At 32.9% G+C, this 20,995-nt stretch carries 21 protein-coding genes and 1 pseudogene; 3 read left to right on the top strand and 19 right to left on the bottom strand.

Going from position 1 to position 20,995, the window contains the following annotated elements; genetic code table 11:
* Nucleotides 1-52: 52 nt before the first annotated feature.
* A complete protein-coding gene (locus NST10_RS10370; protein ID WP_303661244.1) occupies nt 53-226 on the top strand; it encodes a hypothetical protein in 174 nt (57 codons plus the stop codon).
* 15 nt (nt 227-241) lie between these two features.
* Here the strand turns inward: NST10_RS10370 and NST10_RS10365 are convergent.
* The 7 genes and pseudogenes from NST10_RS10365 to NST10_RS10335 form a co-directional block, all read right to left on the bottom strand.
* A pseudogene (locus tag NST10_RS10365) lies at nt 242-351 on the bottom strand (hypothetical protein).
* A 99-nt stretch (nt 352-450) separates the two neighbouring features.
* Nucleotides 451-987, bottom strand: coding sequence for an anaerobic ribonucleoside-triphosphate reductase activating protein (nrdG, locus tag NST10_RS10360; protein ID WP_000173336.1), 537 nt, complete (start codon nt 985-987; stop codon nt 451-453).
* Nucleotides 984-2,834: an anaerobic ribonucleoside-triphosphate reductase gene (gene nrdD / locus NST10_RS10355; protein WP_001071721.1), complete on the bottom strand. Its 1,851-nt coding sequence runs from the start codon at nt 2,832-2,834 to the stop codon at nt 984-986. The genes nrdG and nrdD overlap by 4 nt, the downstream gene beginning before the upstream one ends.
* Before the next feature lie 246 nt (nt 2,835-3,080).
* Nucleotides 3,081-4,451, bottom strand: a complete 1,371-nt coding sequence (locus tag NST10_RS10350; protein WP_001083492.1) for a CitMHS family transporter — start codon at nt 4,449-4,451, stop codon at nt 3,081-3,083.
* A gap of 302 nt (nt 4,452-4,753) precedes the next feature.
* A complete protein-coding gene (locus tag NST10_RS10345; protein ID WP_001806110.1) occupies nt 4,754-4,867 on the bottom strand; it encodes a hypothetical protein in 114 nt (37 codons plus the stop codon).
* Between the two features lie 72 nt (nt 4,868-4,939).
* Nucleotides 4,940-5,548 carry an NAD(P)-binding protein gene (locus NST10_RS10340; RefSeq protein ID WP_000062534.1) on the bottom strand — a complete coding sequence of 203 codons (609 nt, stop codon included), beginning with the start codon at nt 5,546-5,548 and terminating at the stop codon, nt 4,940-4,942.
* A gap of 65 nt (nt 5,549-5,613) precedes the next feature.
* On the bottom strand, nt 5,614-7,494 hold the full coding sequence (locus NST10_RS10335) for an assimilatory sulfite reductase (NADPH) flavoprotein subunit (protein WP_000775162.1): 1,881 nt from the start codon (nt 7,492-7,494) through the stop codon (nt 5,614-5,616).
* A gap of 190 nt (nt 7,495-7,684) precedes the next feature.
* On the opposite strand from NST10_RS10335, the gene NST10_RS10330 reads away from it, so the two are divergent.
* Nucleotides 7,685-7,777: a hypothetical protein gene (locus tag NST10_RS10330; protein WP_031774855.1), complete on the top strand. Its 93-nt coding sequence runs from the start codon at nt 7,685-7,687 to the stop codon at nt 7,775-7,777.
* 107 nt (nt 7,778-7,884) lie between these two features.
* Here NST10_RS10330 and NST10_RS10325 read toward each other — a convergent pair whose 3' ends face one another.
* The 8 genes from NST10_RS10325 to NST10_RS10290 form a co-directional block, all read right to left on the bottom strand.
* Nucleotides 7,885-8,382 (bottom strand): glutathione peroxidase, encoded by a 498-nt coding sequence (locus tag NST10_RS10325; RefSeq protein WP_001065267.1) that lies wholly within the window; start codon nt 8,380-8,382, stop codon nt 7,885-7,887.
* A gap of 9 nt (nt 8,383-8,391) precedes the next feature.
* On the bottom strand, nt 8,392-8,652 hold the full coding sequence (locus NST10_RS10320; RefSeq protein ID WP_001791293.1) for a hypothetical protein: 261 nt from the start codon (nt 8,650-8,652) through the stop codon (nt 8,392-8,394).
* A gap of 381 nt (nt 8,653-9,033) precedes the next feature.
* Nucleotides 9,034-9,147 (bottom strand): hypothetical protein, encoded by a 114-nt coding sequence (locus NST10_RS10315; protein WP_014937089.1) that lies wholly within the window; start codon nt 9,145-9,147, stop codon nt 9,034-9,036.
* Nucleotides 9,148-9,822: 675 nt separating this feature from the next.
* Nucleotides 9,823-11,823, bottom strand: coding sequence for an ABC transporter permease (locus NST10_RS10310; protein WP_339209798.1), 2,001 nt, complete (start codon nt 11,821-11,823; stop codon nt 9,823-9,825).
* Nucleotides 11,820-12,575, bottom strand: a complete 756-nt coding sequence (locus NST10_RS10305; protein ID WP_339209797.1) for an ABC transporter ATP-binding protein — start codon at nt 12,573-12,575, stop codon at nt 11,820-11,822. Before NST10_RS10305 ends, NST10_RS10310 begins: the two co-directional genes overlap by 4 nt.
* A gap of 107 nt (nt 12,576-12,682) precedes the next feature.
* A complete protein-coding gene (gene nsaS, locus NST10_RS10300; RefSeq protein WP_000143418.1) occupies nt 12,683-13,570 on the bottom strand; it encodes a nisin susceptibility-associated two-component system sensor histidine kinase NsaS in 888 nt (295 codons plus the stop codon).
* Nucleotides 13,571-13,580: 10 nt separating this feature from the next.
* Nucleotides 13,581-14,246: a nisin susceptibility-associated two-component system response regulator NsaR gene (gene nsaR / locus NST10_RS10295; RefSeq protein ID WP_000697879.1), complete on the bottom strand. Its 666-nt coding sequence runs from the start codon at nt 14,244-14,246 to the stop codon at nt 13,581-13,583.
* A 25-nt stretch (nt 14,247-14,271) separates the two neighbouring features.
* Nucleotides 14,272-14,472: a hypothetical protein gene (locus tag NST10_RS10290; protein WP_000604727.1), complete on the bottom strand. Its 201-nt coding sequence runs from the start codon at nt 14,470-14,472 to the stop codon at nt 14,272-14,274.
* Nucleotides 14,473-14,669: 197 nt separating this feature from the next.
* Between NST10_RS10290 and NST10_RS10285 the strand changes: the two genes are divergently transcribed.
* Nucleotides 14,670-16,094 carry an alkaline phosphatase gene (locus NST10_RS10285; protein WP_000953743.1) on the top strand — a complete coding sequence of 475 codons (1,425 nt, stop codon included), beginning with the start codon at nt 14,670-14,672 and terminating at the stop codon, nt 16,092-16,094.
* Between the two features lie 59 nt (nt 16,095-16,153).
* On the opposite strand, the gene NST10_RS10280 is transcribed toward NST10_RS10285, so the two are convergent.
* The 4 genes from NST10_RS10280 to clfB form a co-directional block, all read right to left on the bottom strand.
* Nucleotides 16,154-16,255 carry an SE2200 family small protein gene (locus NST10_RS10280; RefSeq protein ID WP_000731972.1) on the bottom strand — a complete coding sequence of 34 codons (102 nt, stop codon included), beginning with the start codon at nt 16,253-16,255 and terminating at the stop codon, nt 16,154-16,156.
* 121 nt (nt 16,256-16,376) lie between these two features.
* Complete coding sequence (locus NST10_RS10275) at nt 16,377-16,832, bottom strand: MarR family winged helix-turn-helix transcriptional regulator (protein WP_000106185.1); 456 nt, start codon at nt 16,830-16,832, stop codon at nt 16,377-16,379.
* Between the two features lie 244 nt (nt 16,833-17,076).
* A complete protein-coding gene (locus tag NST10_RS10270) occupies nt 17,077-17,838 on the bottom strand; it encodes an alpha/beta hydrolase family protein (RefSeq protein ID WP_000323448.1) in 762 nt (253 codons plus the stop codon).
* Between the two features lie 115 nt (nt 17,839-17,953).
* Nucleotides 17,954-20,737 (bottom strand): MSCRAMM family adhesin clumping factor ClfB, encoded by a 2,784-nt coding sequence (gene clfB / locus NST10_RS10265; RefSeq protein ID WP_251357140.1) that lies wholly within the window; start codon nt 20,735-20,737, stop codon nt 17,954-17,956.
* Nucleotides 20,738-20,995 lie beyond the last annotated feature (258 nt).

Here is a 20,995-nt window from a genome sequence, read left to right as displayed (position 1 = left end):
ATTGACAATAACTAATATTTAATAATAATGCAAATTTCATACAATTTGAAAGTTGGCAATTATTGAATATTTATATAATTTTTCTCGTAATAAACAAAACTTTAATAGCGCTAAAACAACTGTGTTAAGTTATGATTTAACGAATTTAACAAATTTTACTAGGATGGCATTTAAGAATATTTATACGTTATTAACGAATATTTATTTATTTATTTATTTATTGTAAAACGCTACCAAAAAGTTAGACTTCCTTCCCACTAAAGTACCACTTTTCTCTTTCAACTTTTTTTAAAATGTATATGCAACTTTTAGTATTAGTATCAAAATGATTGTTAGGTCATATTCTATCAATATGTTTTTCTAAAGAATTGCTTTTATCAACTTTCAATTATGTGCCTAACCTAAAAAGAAGCCAAGGCAACGGATGTTACCTTGACTTCTAATACATATTCAACTAACAATATATTCAATCATACGCGCATGCGAGAGTGATTGTTGTACATCTATAATGCGTTGATTTAAAGAACCTTTATATGGTAAATCAGGTTTGAATAAGTGTTGTATAAATAGCCCATCTACTAAAACGTCAATGTATGATAATAACTCTCGACGTTCTGTACAATCATTTGCTAAATATTCATATAAAAATCCAGTCCATACCCAAATTGTCTTTGTATTTCCAAAACGTGCTCGAAATGCTTTGACAAGATTTAATGTAATATCCAAATTACAAAATGGTTCGCCACCTAATAGACTTAGCCCAGATATATAATCATGATCGCAATCATCTAATATTTCTGCTAATATTTTATCAGTGTATTTCTCGCCATATCTGAACTTTTGTGAGGCTTTGTTGTAACATCCAACACAATTAAATGGACATCCTGATACATAAACACTGCATCTTACTCCTTCACCGTCAACAAAGCTATTTGATTCTATTTTAGCAATATAACCTTGCCCTTGTTTAATGTCTAAAAGTGTCATTCTTTAGGCGCTTTCATATGTTTTACTCGTGCGCAAATTTCTTTATGACGGCCTTTAATTACTGGACGTTGAACTGGATTGCCTAAGTAACCACATGTTCGTTTAACGACATCAACTGTTTTAGGATTATCATTGCCACAGTTCGGGCATTTAAATCCTTTTTCAGTAGCTTCAAAATCTCCATCGTAATCACATTCATAACAATGATCAATCGGAATATTTGTACCTAAGTAACCAACTTTGTCATAAGAGTAGTCCCATACTGCTTCTAGTGCTTTCAAATTGTGTTGCAGTTTCGGATACTCACAATAGTGAATGAAACCACCACTCGTATAATAAGGATAATCTTTTTCAAAATCTAACTTTTCAAAAGGTGTAACATCTTTACGTACATCATAATGGAAAGAGTTTTGGTAATATCCTTTATCTGTAATGTCTTTAATATCTCCAAATCTCTCTTGGTCTAAACGACAAAAACGATCCGTTAGCGATTCACTCGGCGTACTGTAAATACTGAACCAAATGTCATATAATTCTGTCCATTTCGTTTGATAACGTTTCATTTCTTTAAGAATTTCAAGCGTAAATGCTTTTGCTTCTTGAGATGTTTCCCAGTTTGGACCATAGAAAACAGTAGCTGTTTCATACAACCCTATATAGCCCATTGAAATCGTTGCACGTTTATTTTTAAATAACTCAGCAACATCATCTGTTTCTTTTAATTTATAGTTAAAAGCGCCACTTTTATATAAAATTGGTGCGTTATTCGGTACAGCATCTTTCAAACGATTTATACGATAAAGTAATGCATCATGTAACACATCGATACGTTCATAAAAGATTTCCCAGAATTTCGTCATATTACCGGCAGATTCTAATGCCATTCTAGGTAAATTAAGTGTAACAACACCAAGATTACAACGACCATTATTTTCAAAATGACCTTCCGCATCTTTCCAACTTGGTAAAAATGAACGACAACCCATTGGCGCTTTGAAATCGCCTAATATTTCTACGAGTTTGTCATAATTTAAAATATCTGGATACATACGTTTCGTTGAACACTTTAATGCTAATTGTTTAATGTCATAGTTCGGATCTTGCGGACTAAAGTTGGTTCCTTTTTTAATTGAAAATACAAGTTTCGGGAAAATCGCTGTCGTGCGGTCTTTTCCTAAGCCTTTGATACGAGTATTTAAGATAGCTTGTTGAATTTTGCGACTTAAATGATCTGTACCTAAGCCGAATCCTAATGTTACAAAAGGTGTCTGTCCATTAGATGTATATAAGGTATTAATTTCATATTCTAAACTTTCAATCGCATCATTGATGTCTTTAGTGACTTGTTGATCAACATAACGATCAATTTCAGATTCTTTGACAAATTGCTTTGCGATATTCCTATGTTGTTCTTCATTATGTCGTGCATATGTACTAAGTAATTCGTCAACGCGGTCAACCGTACAGCCACCATATTGACTGCTAGAAACATTGGCTATAATTTGTACAAGCTGCGCTGATGCAGTTTGTATTGATTTTGGTGAAGTTACATTCGCGTTGCCTATTTCAAATCCATTATGTAGCATATTTTTAGCATCTATTAAACAACAGTTTGTTAATGGTTGGAATGGATGATAATCTAAGTCGTGAAAATGTATGTCCCCTCTTTGATGTGCATCTGCAACATGCTTTGGTAATAAATGATTTAATGCGTAAGATTTAGAAACGATACCTGCTGTTAAATCTCTCATTGTTGAAAATGTATCACTATCTTTGTTGGCATTTTCGTTAACAATAGCAGGATCTTTAGAAATCAAACCCGTTAATGCTTCTTCGATTTGATTCATTTTACCCCTTCTTCCTATATATTGTGTCTACTCATTACGTTATACCACTATATATAGTATTTTCAAATTTTTATTAGTCTGTTAACTAAAACGTCACAAAGTTATTAACATTTAGTGAAATTCATATTTCTACACAATTATTTCATTAATTTTTAAAATTGTTCTCGAATCGTTCCGTCATTTCGACATCTTTATGCAACTATTATTTCATTTTGTAACGGGAGCATAGTTTCTATTTTTTCATACTTAAATCGTCACAATTCCCATCAACATTGCAATTACTAACATAACGATGGCGAATCCCCAAATCCAAAAGAATGCATACTTAATATACGTGCCCATGTTTGCCTCTGCTAAACCAATTGCCAACCATAAGGCTGGTGAAAACGGACTGACAAATGTACCTATAATATTCCCTATGACCATTGAATAAGCAGTTGATACAGATGGTACACCAAATTGCCCTGCTGTTTGTTCGACGATCGGTAACACAGCAAAATAATAAGCGTCTGTGCTAGTTAATAAATCTAATGGTACGCCAAGTAAACCTACAATAATATGCAAGTATGGTCCTACTTCTGCAGGAATCACTTTGATTAAATTCGTCGCAATCGCTTTAAGCATACCGGTTTCATTTAGTACACCTAAAAACATACCTGCTGCAATAATCACTGCAGCCATCATTAATGCATTCGGCGCATGCGCTCTTAATCGCTCCATTTGTTCATCCACTGATTTAAAATTAATAACAAGCGCCAATGAGACACCTATCATGAATGCAAATTCAGGTGGCGCAATATTTATTAACATCGCTAGAATAACAGCTAAAGTTAAAGCTGTATTCACCCATTTTATCCATGGTTTTGTTCGTGCACGTCCTTTTACAGGAAACCTTACATCTTGATCTCGTTCATATACTTCAACTAATTTATGTACATCTATATCTTGTGTTTGCGGTAATTCATTTCTCTCTATTGCTTTTTTAATACGCTTTTGTTCTTTAAATCCAAGATAAACCGCAAATAACATAACAAGAATGAAACCTATTATTTGAATAGGTATTAATCCAAACCATAATTCATTGACACTTTTAGCTTTTAAAACAGCAGCTACCCGCGCCATCGGACCTCCCCAAGGTACCATGTTCATAATCGCCGCGCTTAATGCTAATAGTAGAATCAATAAATATTTATTCATATTTAACGCTTTATATAAAGGTAATAAGGCAGGAATAGAAAGCAAAAATGTTACCGCACCGGCACCATCTAATTGGGCTATTGTGCCAATTAAAGCTGTCATTGCACAGACAATAATGACATTGCCTCGTGTCATTAATATTAAGCGTTTGACAAGCGGCTTGAATAAACCACTATCGTTCATGATGCCAAAGAAAATAATGGCAAAGATAAACATAATAACAACGTTGATGACTTGATCTAACCCTTTAGCAAAAAATCCAACCAAATCTGTCACACTATATCCTAAAATCATTGCCCCTAAGCAAGGTATGATTGTCATACCTACAACTGGATTTATCTTTTTGGCAATGAGTAAACCTACAATTGAAATAATAATAATGAGCCCCATTACTGTTAACCACATATTATCACTATTCATATTATTTTCTCCCTCCACTTTTAATACAATTTACATAATCCCCCTCTTTAACTTAAATATAATAATTAATATAATTTTTTATATTTAAGTTAACTCATTTTATCAAAAATTTCTTTTTTGTGTAACTATCAATAGTGAAGTTTGATTTTCCTACTTGATAACATGGCATGACTAATCCTTGTATATCCTGTCCTGTATTTCATTTTGATTTATCATTTTTATTATTGCTTTCTATTGCACAAAAAATCTGGCTAAAGGTCGCTATGATAGTCACGACTTCAACCAGATTTCAATTTATCCATCTATTTTATTAAGTTTGTTCTACGTATTTTTTCTCTATTGTAATATTCATATTTAAAACGCATATCATTATCGCTTAAATCCTTCATTATTAGACTATTCACAAAGCCACCCATGTCTTAATTTCAATGATTAAGCGTTAAAGTTAAAATAAGAAGACTTACCTTAGACGGTTAGACGGCCCGCTATTATTGTCTTACATCCAACCACGCTAAAAATTGAGCTTGTTTGTCATGATTTAAATATTCTTGTGACACAATTTGTGACAGTAACTGTTGCTTTTCGTTATATGTTATATCTAGTAACTTTATTTTCTGTCGGCAAGTATATAAAAAGTCGATATACGAACTATATGATGGTGGATATAACGCCTCAAGCTCTGCCATAATCGATTTTGTCAACTTAGGACTTGCGCCATCTGTAGATACACTAATAGTTAGCTTGTCTCGGTGTAGTGCACTTGGAAATACAACATTGCCATTTGATGCATCTCCAACATTATTAAAAAGGGCATGCTCAGGTAAGGCTTGTTTTACCGCTTCATTGACACGTGGCTCATTGGTTGCTGCAATAACTAGATACGCGTCTACAATATCGCTTGGTTCAAACTCTTTTCCCTTCCATATGACGACACCTTTATCTACCATATTTTGAAGTTTTTCAGTGATTGTCGGACTGATGACCGTCATATGTTCAACGTATTGACTTAATGTTTGTGCCCGACGACTTGCAACTGTACCCCCACCTACTATAACCACGTTCTTATTTGTTAAATCTATCATCAATGGCATACTCATATTGCGCTACATCCTTTATATCTTTTTACGTCATTTCACCTTAAAACATTTAACACATTGAAGCATTAATAAACATCGCGTTGATAACGTTGTCGCTGTTTCATTTGACGCAATATCGTCTCAGCTTCTTCTTGAGAAATATGACGTTCTTTTACCAATACATCTTTAATGGCTTGATGGACATCTTTCGCCATACATTTTTCATCGCCACAAATATAGATTGCTGCGCCCTGCTCAATCCATTCATTGAAACGTTCACTTTCTTCCATTATACGATGCTGTACATATTCTTTGTGTTCTTGGTCTCTTGAAAATGCTAAATCTACGCGTGTTAAGTTTCCATTTTCAAGCCATTCTTCTATTTCTTCTTCATATAAAAAGTCAGAACTACGGTGTTGATCACCAAAGAACAACCATGTTTTTCCAGTCATACCAAGTTCTTCACGTTCTTGTAAATATGCTCTAAAAGGAGCAATACCAGTACCTGGACCAATCATAATTACCGGTATATCTTGCTTCATCGGAAATTTGAAGTTCGGATTTTTCTTCAAATAAATTGGTACTATATCGCCTGGTTTAATACGCTCAGCAAAATGAACCGAGCATACACCTTTTCTCTCACGTCCATGTGCTTGATAACGAACCGTACCAACGGTAATATGCACTTCATCTGGCGTTGCCATAAAACTACTAGAAATCGAATACTCTCTTGGTGGTAATTTTCTAAGGATTTGATACATATTCTCAGGTTGTAATTCTATAGTTGGAAAATCTGTTATTAAATCTATAAAGTCCCGATTTATAACATATTCATGCGCCCATGACTCATCTTGAATACGTTCAGATAATTCTTCATTGTCAAAATAGATATCTGCATTTTTCAATAATGGCAATGTTAATTTAGTAAATTCAAAATGTGATGTTAGTGCTTCAGCAATAGGAACTGTATCACCATGATCATTAATTGGCACCGGAGATTGCGGATCCCAACCTAACATGGATATTAGTTTTTCAACCAATTCAGGGTCGTTTTGCGGTAATGCTACTATACAATCTCCTGGTTCATATGATTCACTAAAATCATCAAGTAAAAATTCTATATGTCGTGTTTCTTTATTTGAATCGGTACCATTTAAATTGATATTCGCTAATACTTCTGCTTGGTATGGATTTGATTTAGAATATTTCTTTTCTTTGGCAGACTTAATTGATTCACTTATCACCGATTCACTTTGAATACCTTCTGATGTGGTATCAATAATATTAATGATGTCTGCCATCCACTTTTCTGCGTCTTCTTCATAATCAATATCACAATCTACACGCTTACATATACGCTCAGCGCCTAGATTTTCTAGTAAAGCATCTACATCTTTACCGGCTTGACAGAAAAATTCATATGTTTGATCACCTAAAGCTAGTACTGAATATCTCACATGATTTAAATTAGGTGCGTTATCGTCTTCTAAAAATTCAAAGAAATCCCATGCATTATCAGGCGGTTCTCCTTCACCATGAGTAGACGTAATAATAAATAAATCTTCTAACTGTGCGATGTTTGTCGTATCATATTCATCCATTGACATCAAAACAACTTGATGTCCAATATCACTTAATCGTTCTGAAAAAATTTCAGCTAAACGCATGGCATTACCTGATTCAGAACCATATAGCACTGTGACATGCCGCTGATTAGCTTCGATATGTGGCTCTTTATTTTGTAACATATACGTTGTTGAAGTTTCTTGTTCTTCTGATATTTGTGATTGTTGCCACACTTCTGTCTCTAATTGTTGTTGATTACTATCACTTGTCGTATCGTTACTATTAGCTAGTAAAAAACCACTAAGCCACTGTTGTTGGCTCTCTGTTAATGTTTGCAGCAGATTGTTAATCTCTGTGACTTGTTTTTCTGTAAATGGACTATTAGATGTATTTAATTTCAAATATTTTCACCTCAATAAACTTGAAATAGATGATTGACTCATTTTTCATCGATAGTTCAGTCAATTTTTTAATATGTATGGTATAAATTAAAACAAACTTGAGTTGTGTCTGATAGTTATACTTACAAATATTTACAACCTTCATGTGGTTTGAATGACACAGTAATTCAGACAAAACTTTGATTATGTCGTGTCAGTTATTAATGCATACAGTCATGCATCGTTGTTATTTTTTATTTATTTACTATTTATTATGTACCAAATCAGCCTTTCAGTAAAATAGGTCAAATTACTGATTTTCTAAATATAAAATGCCTCCTAATGACATACTATTAGTACATCATTAAGAGGCTCTTGTGTTATTTGCATACTAAGCGCTCAATTTTAAATTTAAGATGAAGATTCTTGCAATAATATTTCTATATTTGCCGATATATCCAATGGATCTTCCATTGGCAAGAATCGATTTACAACATTGCCTTGTCGATCGATTATAAATTTTGTGAAATTCCATTTTATTGGGGACCCAAAGATTCCTGGTTGTTCATTCTTTAAATGCGTAAATAACGGATGTTCATCGTTCCCGTTCACAGATATTTTAGCTAGCACTGGAAATGTAACACCAAATTTCTCACGACTAATTTTCAAGATTTCTTCATTAGAACCTGGTTGTCGATTGTCAAAATTATTATTCGGAAAACTCAACACTACAAACCCACGATCCTTATATTTTTGAAACAAAGTCTCTAGTTTTTTCAATTGTTCGCTATATATACATTCTGTTGCAGTATTAACAACTAAAATCACTTTACCTCTAAATGCTTCTAATTTATAAGTTAAGCCTTTATAATCACTTACTTCGATATCATACACATTTCTATTATTCATAAGACACCCCTACACAGCCTTTTTTATATTGAATATGTTCTTTTTAGAATGTTCTGATAAAATAAGTGCACGTTTACACCGCGAATACACATTATATAGCGTGATACATTTTTCAAACACACGATAAATAATGTTCGAGTTTATGTTGTTGCTCAACCTATCCGATTTACCGTCTTTTTTCACCTGTCTTACTTTATTAAAATAATCACATTGTATAGCTGTATTAGTCCAGCTACAATATCTTTCGTTATAACCCCTCATTATAATCATCCTTATTTTCTATTTTTAAAAAGACAATTAGACCGCTCTTTAAACTATAGATTAATACTTAAGTTAAACTCATACATACTGATACCATACGTTAAATCTAACAATTTAAAATTCGTTATAACTATGGATTAAAGAGCTGCCCAACTCATTTAATCCTTAAAAACTTCACATGTGATTGTTTATTAATCCCTCCTTTATCTTATTAAATATCCTTATAACCCTTTTAAAATTAAACTGACACACTCATACATTGTTACACGCGACGATAAACGTCATATTATTGCATATCATTAAAACAAGTCACTTTGTATCGTGTGCGACCGAATACATATTAAATCATCAATAATGATTATTCAATTATTAAAAATAAAAACGAACATTCTATATAGAGTTTCCACTTATTGTTTTTTCAGCATTGTCTTCATTACTTAACATTCGTATTTGCAAGTAATATTGACCACCAATATTTAGACACTTTATAAGTATGCCATTCATTATTTTTAATCATATTATTTTTCATATTGATATTTCTATACATATATTTCTGATTGTATATTTAGATATAATCATTTGTTATTGGAAAATATATGAAATAAATTTGACTCATCTTTTTCAATATCCAAATGACACGATGTATGATTTTTGAATTTTGTAATTAATTTAATTTTAATTTCCTTTAAAATTAGACTGAATTGTGACAATTTTCAAACATTTTAATGTGTAAATCATTGGAAAATATATACGAATTGCATTTAAATCGTCAATTTACATATATTTTTGCGTAGTAATCAATCGTTATCATTGTTATTTATCGTTACATTACTTCGAGTATCAGTATGTATTTCGGGCTTCGTTTGATAACGACATTTCTTTGTGACATCGCTTCATCAGTGTAACTACAAATACAATGATTTCGTGATGTTAGTTACCCATTTTATGTGTTGCATAAAATATGTTGTTATAAAACATTTTAAATCATTTTATATAAACAAGCTATATATTTTTGATATTTCAAAAATATAACTTGTCATACAAGTAAAAAACCGATAAGACATTTTATCTTATCGGTTGAAAATTGTTATTGTTATTTGTAGTATTTTTAGGTTTTCTTTTTCATATAATATATTTCAGTGAAAACACATGATTGATTGTGATTTCACTGAAACATGGTTAATTGCGTTGTTGATGAATAACTTTAGCATAAATGTAGGAAGTTATTTTGTACATCGCCATATATAGAAACGAAATTATAATGACAGCTAGTACGTAACATGTTAAAAATATATGATGGTTATTAATCCCTAGCATATTTAGTAACGTATAAACAATGTTGCTAGAAATTAATGTATGAATCAGTGCTACTGTTATTGGTATTGCGAACAAGAAAGTCATTTGATTTCGTGTTATCTTTGATATTCTCCCATTATCTAAACCAAGTTTTTTCATAATGTCATAATTGTGCTGATTTGCATAGGCTTCTGAAACTTGCTTATAGTACATCATTAGAAATATTCCAATGACAAGTACAATTGATACCACGCCACCTATAAATATTAGTCCACCTGTCAGACGATCCCAAACCATTAGCATTTCTGATTTAGAATTTATTGATGCATCGTACTTTTTCGAAAGCTTTTGAATTTGTGATGTTGTTAATTTCGTCTTTCCAGATACATTAAAGTTTATCGATATTGTCGACTTCTTTTGTTCATGTGCATAAAATCCTTTTACTTTTTGTAATTGATTGTTATCTTTAACAATTAAAACCATACTATCTTGAATCATCATCAAATTTAACGCATGTGCATCAAGTTGTTTCACTTTAAAGACTTCATTATTAAGACCGACCTTAGACTGCTTTTTAAAAATAGGTACATTCGTAATCATACCTATACTTTGATTGTCTAAGTGTAATTTGTTTTGGTGATATCGATTATAATCTTGCACAGTAAGTGCTGTGATCATTACTGATTGCTTAGAAAATATCGAGCCTTCATTACCAATGAAGTCTATTGGAATATCATCACTAGCCTGTTTTAACTTGTAATAAGCACGATTCTTTTCTAAAGAAGCTCTAAATAATGTCGTTTCATATACTTTGAAGTCTTTTGCATTAACCGAACCCTGTATATCACGTTTAATATGCTCAATCGTTTGTTGACGTTCTATTTGTGACTTAGAATTGTCGTTAAATGACAAATCATAATCATTGGTAATCAACTTCATAATGGTATGATTCATATCGCGATAGGTTGTTAGTGTCATTGTGAGCGTTACAATCAAAAATGTACACAGCAAAGTGATTGTTGCAAGACTGACTGCATTCATTTTAAGACGTACACGCATCCCAACTACCACAAAAAAATACCGTGGATGATAGTAAACTTTTGATACCTGCTGCAATATACTAATAATTATTTCACTTATACCTACAAAAAATGCATAAGTACCGATAATAACTAATCCTATGACAATCCATATTTTAAAAAAAGCACCAAACGTCGTATCTTGTTGTAATGCAATAAAATAGCCTAAATATAGTGCTGCGCTTCCTATAACAATTAAAACGTAACGCAACCATCGTGATATGACACTGGAATCGGAACGATGTTGATAAGTTATCGGTCGTTGAAAATTAATACTGAACAAGTTGAATATAAGTAGCATGCCCATTAATACAGCAATGATAATCAAAGTAATAAACATCGCTACAGTATCAAATGGATAATACCTTAACGTAGCAACTTCACTGCCCATTATTTTCTGTATAAACAAGAAAAATATCGCACCAAGTAAGTATCCGCCGGCAATACTAATGACTGAAATTATCATAAATTGTAAGATAGTTTCCATCACTACAATTAAACGCATACTTTTCTTGGTCATGCCCAATGTCATAAAAATGCTAAACTCTTTTCGTCTTTGTGACATCATAAAGTGATTTGCATAGAAAATAAAAATAAAAGTTAAAAGCGCCATAAAAAAATTAGCTATGATAATAAATGGTACTAGGAAGTCATTCTTCTGTTTTATGTAGCTATTTAACCCAATTGATACAAGCGTATATTCAATCATGAATAGTACACTTACCGCTAAAATGAATGGAATGATTACAAGTCGCTGCGTAATAAATTGACGTCGTACTATGTGCCATAACAATCTTAACTTCATATATTGACACTTCCTCCATTCACAAGTGCTAAGCTATCTGTTATTCGCTGTTGAAAAACTAATTGACTTTCTTCACCACGATATATTTCATGATATAGACGCCCATCTTTAATAAAAATGACTCGCTCTGCATAAGACGCATCGATATTTGAATGAGTTACCATTAAAATTGTCTGTTCCAATTGATGAATCTCTTGAAATAACTTCATCAATGCTTTTGATGTTTTTGAATCCAGTGCACCTGTAGGTTCATCGGCTAGTAAAATCGTCGGTTTAGTAACTAATGCACGTGCAATGGCAATACGTTGCTTCTGACCCCCTGAGATTTCAGAAGGATATTTGTTTAAGAATCCCTCTAAATGTAATTGTACTGTCAACTGATGTACCCTTTGTTCTATATCTTTTCGTTTAGCACCAGCTAAAATTAATGGCATCATTATATTTTCTTTATTCGTCATTGTTGGTAAAAGATTAAAATCTTGAAAAAAAAAACCTACCATTTGTTGACGATACAATGCTTTACTTTTATTTTTCATATTATTTAAATGTGCGCCATCCACAATAATGTCACCTTCAGTTAATCCATCAAAAGAAGCAATTAAATTTAGTAGTGTAGACTTCCCTGACCCAGACTCACCCATAATTGCAACAAATTCACCAGCTCCAACTGATAAATTCATTTGATTAAGTGCTGTCGTAGCATTCAAACCTTTACCATAAACCTTTTTTACATGTTTCACTTCTAGCAACATGGCATGCACCTCATTTCTTTGTTAGTTCTATATTAAAACAAAAAAATACTAATAACATTTAAATTAGTGAAAAAATGTTACTAGTATGCTTACAATATTGAAAGTTTTTATTCATCTGGAAATTGAATCGTAAATGTTGTACCCTCATTTTGTTTAGATACGACTGAAACAGGATGGTTTGTGTGAGTTGAAATTTGTTTTACGATAAATAAACCAATCCCACTTGAGTTACTTTGCCGCTGGCCATTATAACCTGAATAGCCCTTATCAAATATTTTAGGCAAGTCCGCTTCACTAATACCGATACCATTATCTTTTACGTATAATTGATTGAATTGCTCATCAAATTCAATCCATATATCTTTACCTCTCGCATACTTAAGTGCATTATTTATTAATTGTTCTATCATTAAAGAGGTCCATCTAACGTCAGTTAATACTTCGTGATGACAAGGTTCATAATGGATTTTTGTTTTTTGATCAATAAACTGTATTGAATATTTCATAATAATTGGGCGAATGATATTGTTAATCGAAATTTTAGTGACAGAAATATCAGAAGTTTCATTTAATAACTTTAAATAACTAAGTGCTAAACTTGTATAGTTATCAATTTGAATAACCTCTTGACGAACACGATTCACAACATTAGGCTCATCTCTTTCAAGTAACAGTTGTGCTGCAGTAATGGGTGTTTTCATTTGATGTACCCATGTTAAAAAGTAGCTCTCTACATCATTTTTATATTCAATTTGTTCATTTTTAAGCTGATACAACGCATTTTCTAAATTTTCAATTTGTTGTTGTTGGCTTATAGTTTTTACAAAACTTAAATATTTAATACCTATGAATATGAGTAATAATAATAAAATAACGCCAAGTGCTAGTAAATATGCTTCTAATGGCAAATGATACAGGTAAAACATTAAGCCAAATAAAGCAAAAATAACTATGACTATTGCTATTTCCTGAGTAATACTTTTAAGAAAGGTCATTGCATTCACCCTATACTTTATATCCGACATTTTTCTTTGTAATGATAAAATCATTAACGCCAATAGTATTTAATTTTTTACGCAGGCGCGTCATGTTAACAGCTAATGTGTTATCATCTATGAAGTTTTCTGATTCCCAACATTTTTCAATTAAAGCAGTTCTACTTACATATTTATCTTCATTTTGAAATAATAACTTTAATATTTGTAATTCAGTCAAAGATAGCTGTATGCTTTGTTCTTGATACACGACTTTTGCTTCATCTAATATTAATGTACAACCTTTAACCGTCAATGAATCATTAGCTACTGACAAGTCATAAGTTCGTCTCAATAATGCTTGAATTTTGGCAATCGTTAATGACAAGTTAAATGGCTTTTCGATAAAATCATCTCCCCCCATTTGTATTGCCATAATTTGGTCCATATTATCAATACGGGAACTAATAAATATAATTGGCACATTAGATGTTTTTCGGATTTCTTGACACCAATGAAAACCATTTAACGTTGGCAAATTAATATCTAGCAATACAAGCTGAGGTTGATGTTGGTTAAAGATAGACAGTATATCATCAAATTGTTCAACGACAATAACACCGTAATTCCATTTTTTAAGTTCAGATGCTAAACTTTCTGCTATAACAAAATCATCTTCAACAATTAATATTTTCATCTATAATCTTCTTCCTTCAATTGAATTATCCTTTGTTATCTTTTTGTTCTTTAGCCTGCTGCAATGACGGCTCTTGATTTGAACTTTCCGTGTCATTTGTATTTTGATTTAGTGTATTTGCTTTTTCTTTCTCGAGTTGCTTTTTCTTCGTACGTTTACGCTCTTCTAAAATAGACAACACTATAAAGAATATGATTAATAATGGAGATAACATTACTAGTATCATTTTTCCACCTCAAATTATATTTAATTCTATATTTTCACACGCTTCTATTCTAACGCTTTCTATAACAAATTGTCATATATATTCATTTTTTGTTATTCTAAATCACTCTGTTTACATATTTTTAACTAAAACTACATAATTGCTCAAAATTCCTCTTTTACACTGAAGACATAGTCATATACTCAGGAGGATGTCTTATGTTATCAGTTAAAAAAGCCACAAAATTTGCAGTTGCTAACCTTATTATCGTGTCAACAGTTTTTAGCTCTGTCACACCTGCAATTGCGCAATCCGATAAAAGTTCTAAAGATGAAAGTTTCGCGGTTGGTAATACTAAAAATCCAAAAAATGTTATCTTTTTAGTTGGCGATGGCATGGGTCCATCATTTAACACAGCTTATCGTTATTATAAAAATGATCCTCATGCTAAAGAAATGACCCCTACTGCTTTTGATTCATATTTAAAAGGCACAAATCGTACATATTCAAATGACCCAAAACAGAATATTACTGATTCTGCAGCTGGCGGAACAGCCTTTAGTTCTGGTCATAAGACATATAATGGTGCCATCGGTGTTGACAGTAACAAGCAGAAAGTAAAGACGGTGCTTGAACGTGCAAAAGAAAAAGGTAAGTCGACTGGTCTTGTTTCAACAGCTGAATTAACAGATGCAACACCAGCAGCATATGCTGCACACGTGACTTCTAGAGATGATAAAAACGAAATCGCTAAACAATTTTATAAAGATAAAATCAACGGAAAGCATAAAGTTGATGTTTTATTAGGCGGTGGCGCTAAATATTTCGGTAAAAGTAATGGCAATTTAGATAAAAAATTCAAAAAAGATGGTTACGACCTTGCCACGAACAGTAAGGAGTTATCAAAATCTGATAAAGATAAAGTGCTTGGTTTGTTTGCAGATAAAAATATGCCACTTGCAATAGATGCTTCTAAAGACGAACCATCATTAGCTGATATGCAACAAAGTGCACTTAGTAAGCTTGAGCGTAATAAAAAAGGTTTCTTTTTAATGGTCGAAGGTGCTTCTATAGATAAATCAGCGCATTCTAACGATATTACAGGAGTCATGTCTGAAATGGAAGGTTTTGAAAAAGCATTCGATGACGCCATTCAATATGCTAAGAAACATAAAGATACACTTGTCGTTGCAACAGCAGATCACTCTACTGGTGGTCTAACAATTGGTAAAGATAAAGGATACGAATGGAATCCTCAACCGATTAAATCGATGAAACACTCTGGATCATATATGACAGAAAAAATGGCTAAAGGTGAAGACCCTGAAAAAGTTATTAATGAAGGTTATGGCTTTGAATTTTCACAAGATGATATGAAAAAAGTTAAAAAAGAGAATAAAAAGCTAAAAAGACTACTTAAAAAAGAAAAAGATGAAAAATCTGCAGATGTAGAAAAACAAACAAAAGCCTTACAACACGCAATTCAGAAGCCAGTAAATGATAAATCTTATACAGGATGGACTTCCGATGGACATACAGGCGAAGATGTTAATACTTACGCTTATGGACCTAGATCAGAATCATTTAGTGGTAATATCGAAAATACAGAAAGCGCAAAAATAATATTTGATATATTCAAGTAAAGCATAAAAAAATTCCCGAGCACTATAACAAGATGTTCGGGAATTTTTTATGGTTTAATTTAGTACTCAATGTTAGGTGCTTGGTTAACACGTTCTTGGTATTTTTTAAATGCGAAGTATAAACCGCCAACTAATGTTAAAATAACTGCTAATTTTTTCATCATTCAAACTCCTTTCTAAGATGTGTTGAAACTGAGTTCAATTAAATTATATGTTTTTATTATACACTTTTTGACATATTTTTTAAATTTAAGAATGCGAAGATTTTCAACATTTCTGATGCTAGCTTTCTTTTTCATCTTTCAAATGCTTAATAAAATCAAAGCCAGGTCGCCCTTTAGCCAATGCTTCCATCACATCATACCAATCCGAACCGACTTGTTGATATATATTTTGCAATAATTCATCTTGCGCCTTGTTCAATTCAGCAATGAGTTGATCGCCTTTATCCGTCGAATATAATTTTTTGACACGTCGATCAGTCTCTAAAACTTTTTCAATAATGAGACCTTGCTCTTTTAATTTTTGAAGTGTTGCATGTGATCCTTGTTTAGAAATTTCTAATATTTCTAGTAATGATTTAATAGTAATACCAGGTAATTTATTGATAAAAAACAAAAAACGATGATGCTGACGGCTCATACCATACTTCTCTATAATTTCATCAGCGGTAGTAATAAACGTTTTATATGCAAAATAAAACAACATATGCTCATAATCGTTTTTATTGGTCGACATGATGATGACTCCTTTCAAAGCGTTAACCTCATTATAATAAAATTTATAATGTAAGTCATACAAATGATGATAAAACTATAAGCTAAATCTAAGTTTCACGAGAAACATTTTTGTGTATCAGCAAATTGCACCAATCATATTAATACAAAATTAATTTAAACACTCAGAAATGTTAGTCGTGCGTAAATAGTTTGTATCACTCACTCTGTGTATTTAATGTAGGCACATATTTTCCAGGAAATAATTAATCATTCACCATCCATGTTATAGCACGCTTAATCGCTTGGTCCCAATATGCATAATCATGATCTCCTGGTCCATCTTCAAATTGATAAGGAACATTTTTGCGTGATAAATAATCGATAAAATCTAAATTGTCTTGATATAAAAAGTCTTGTTTACCACACATAATGAGCAATTTTGGAATTTGTTTATCTTCAGCTACAGCTTTGTCTAGCAAGTAATACGGATCATGTTCAGTTCCTTTAACACTTGAAAGATTGCCAATTATGGCCTCTTTTGAAAAATCATTCCACTCTAGATCCATTAAATTTTGCGCTTCAAACACAGCAGATAATGGTACAGCTTTGGCAAATTTATCCCCTTGTGTTAATGCAAATTTAATTGTGCCATATCCTCCCATAGAGTGACCTGCTATAAAATTGTCATCACGTTTTTTGGAAAGTGGAAATATTTGATGAACATAATCATATACTTCCAAAATATAATCATAATAGCTATGACCATATGCCATGTTAGCATATGCGCTATGATCCACATTGGGCATAATCACAGCTAATTTGTGTTCATTCGCATACCTTTCTATGCTTGTATATCTCATATATGTCGTTTCATCACTTGATAATCCATGTAACAACATTAAAGTTTTTAATGGTTTAGCAGTTGTATCGTTATTAAAGAAGCTTTGATCTTCCGGTAAAATGACTGTCAAATTTTGATGCATACCAATTGTTGGTGAATGATAGTTTAATGAAATATAAGCCATACGTCATGCCCCCTTTCTAATTCTACTTTATCAACATTTTACGCTTAAACAATTCACTTTAAAATCATTTTCAACAAAAAAACCGAATACAAATGTATTCGGCCTAAAAAAGTATTTACGCTTTTTCTTTATGATCTTGCTTGCGTTTTCTAAACAATAGTAATGATCCTAATAATGCCACCATTGCATCAAATAAAGTTGCATTTGTGTTTTCGCTCTTATCTCCTGTTTCTGGTAAAGCATCAGTTTGGTGTTGTTTTGATGCCTTATTAGAATGGTTTACTTCACCTTTAGGATTTGATGGTGCTTTTTGTTCATTATTTGGTGGTGTAACTCTTGAATCGGAGTCGCTATCTGAGTCCGAATCGCTGTCTGAATCTGACTCACTGTCTGAATCTGACTCACTGTCTGAGTCTGAATCGCTGTCTGAATCTGACTCACTGTCTGAGTCTGAGTCACTGTCTGATTCTGAATCGCTATCTGAATCTGACTCACTGTCTGATTCTGAATCGCTATCTGAATCGGAGTCACTGTCTGAGTCCGAATCGCTGTCTGAATCCGAGTCGCTATCTGAATCCGAGTCACTGTCTGAATCCGAATCGCTGTCTGATTCTGAATCGCTGTCTGAATCTGAATCGCTATCTGAATCCGAATCGCTGTCTGAATCTGAGTCACTATCTGAGTCCGAGTCACTATCTGAATCCGAGTCGCTATCTGAATCCGAATCGCTGTCTGAATCTGACTCACTGTCTGAACCTGAGTCACTGTCTGAATCCGAATCGCTATCTGAGTCCGAGTCGCTATCTGAGTCCGAGTCACTGTCTGAATCTGACTCACTGTCTGAGTTTGAGTCACTATCTGAGTCCGAGTCACTATCTGAGTCCGAGTCACTGTCTGAGTCCGAATCGCTGTTTGAATCCGAGTCGCTATCTGAATCTGACTCACTGTCTGAGTCCGAATCGCTGTCTGAATCTGAATCGCTATCTGAATCTGAGTCACTATCTGAGTCCGAGTCACTGTCTGAATCTGACTCACTGTCTGAGTTTGAGTCACTATCTGAGTCTGAGTCACTATCTGAATCCGAATCGCTATCTGAACCTGAGTCGCTGTCTGAGCCTGAGTCACTATCTGAATCCGAATCCGGATCTGGTTCTGGACTTGGCTCTGGATCTGGCGTTGGTTCCGGTTCTGGCTCTGGACTTGGCTCTGGATCCGGCGTTGGCTCCGGTTCTGGCTCTGGGTCAACTGGTGGTCCCGGTGTTGGATCAACTGGATTTACTGCTGAATCACCATCAGCACTTCCGCCTCCATAACGTACAACATTCTCATTATTCCAACCGAAAATACTGTAGTCTTTACCTGTCGCTGGGTCAATATTTTCTTGAATAACCTGTGTTTTCAAGTTTTTACCAGTATTATCATAGTGACCTTCCACTAATACAACATACGTTTTATTTATATCACCAAAATTAATACTTGCTACGTTATCGTATTTGTATGAAATTTTATCTTTAAACTCACCAGTCACTTCTTTAAGGTTAGAGTCATTTGGGTCTGCATAGTAGCTATCTGATAATTTAGATGTATCATTCACTTCAAAAATTCTCAGTTTTGTATCTGTAGCACTTACTTTACCGCTACTTTCTTCGATTTTATCTTGGTAACCTTTAATATACACCCACGTATTACCTAAAACTCGTTGCTTAGGGTTAACAAATACCGTTTGCTTGTATGTGTTTTGACCTGAAGCTGTATCTACACCAATAATTTGAGAAGAAATGTTCGCGCCATTTGGCTTATCAATTCCTGCAATTGGCGAACTATAGTTATAAGTAATTTTATTATCAAACATTTCATCCGCAATATTAATATTTGCATCATATGTTCCTGATTTAGGTGCCTTTGCTCGGTCTGTAAATAAAGGTAATGAAAATTGTCCGTTAATATTTTCTTTATCATTTACATAATCTGTAAAGACAAATGTATACGTCTTAGTCAAGATATCATATGTTGCTTTAGCTACAACATCGCCATTCGTACTTTTAATGTCTGCAATTGGCATCGTATTATTTGAATTAGAGTAATCCACGTCTCCATTACCAGTTACACTATCTGGTAACTTCGCTGTAAAATAATCCCCTGATTTCACTTGTCCAGTCACTTTAAAATTTGCCGCCATAAATGTGTTACCACTTTGGTTAGGGTCAAATGCAGTCTTTTCTAACTTGAAATCACTTGCCGTAACTTTATCATTTACATTTGTACCTTTAGCATCAGCAGCATTTACTACAGGTTCAGCAACTGCAAGACTACGTACAGCTCTCGTTCTAACACTTGGTTTACTAGTTCCTTGCGCATTGGAAATCGTTTGTGGTGATGATTGTGGTAAATCTAATGTTTGAGGATTTTTAAGCTCACTGTTTGTTGCTATGTTATTAGCATCATTCGTTGTTTTATTATCTACTTGAGAATTTGCTTCTTGAGGAACAGTTTGATCTTGCATTTTTGCAGCAGTTGCTTGATCTTTAATTGCCGTCGGTTGAGGTGTTTCATTTGTTGAAGCTGGCTCTGTTGTAGTGGTATTGCTCGTTTGTGTAGACATTGTTTTTGCTGTGCTATCTACATTCGCACTGTTTGTGTTTGCACTAATATCAGATGTATCATTAGCCGTTGTATTTAATTGAGGTGTTTCTATCGTATTGTTTTTTTCGGAATCTGCACTTGCATTATTTTTCGAAGATTGCGTTGTATCGTTCGATTGTTCTGAAGCTTGTGCTTGATGATTGCCTATCCCAAATAGTATAGTTGCCCCTACTATTACTGATGTGGTACCTACTGTAAAACGTCTAATCGAATACTTATTCTGCTTATTCGACAAATAATCAATTCTTTTTTTCAAAAATATTACTCCATTTCAATTTCTAGATTAGTCTAAATTGTATAATGAAATAAGAATTATATCAATTGCTTTTCGAAAAAAATTACGTAAAATTTGTTTTCTTCCTATTTATATAACTTAAAATTTTCTGTTAACTAGCAAAAATCAATATACTATTTTTACACTATTACAAATGTTTTACTTTTCAAAAACTTAGAAGTTCTAAATTTTTCATCACCTTAAATTTTACTGTAATTTCAACAATCAAATTTAACTAAC

Origin of the sequence: Staphylococcus sp. FSL W8-0305, from assembly GCF_037966415.1 — a bacterium.
GTDB lineage: Bacteria > Bacillota > Bacilli > Staphylococcales > Staphylococcaceae > Staphylococcus > Staphylococcus aureus.
This window is presented reverse-complemented; position numbering and strand designations above follow the sequence as displayed.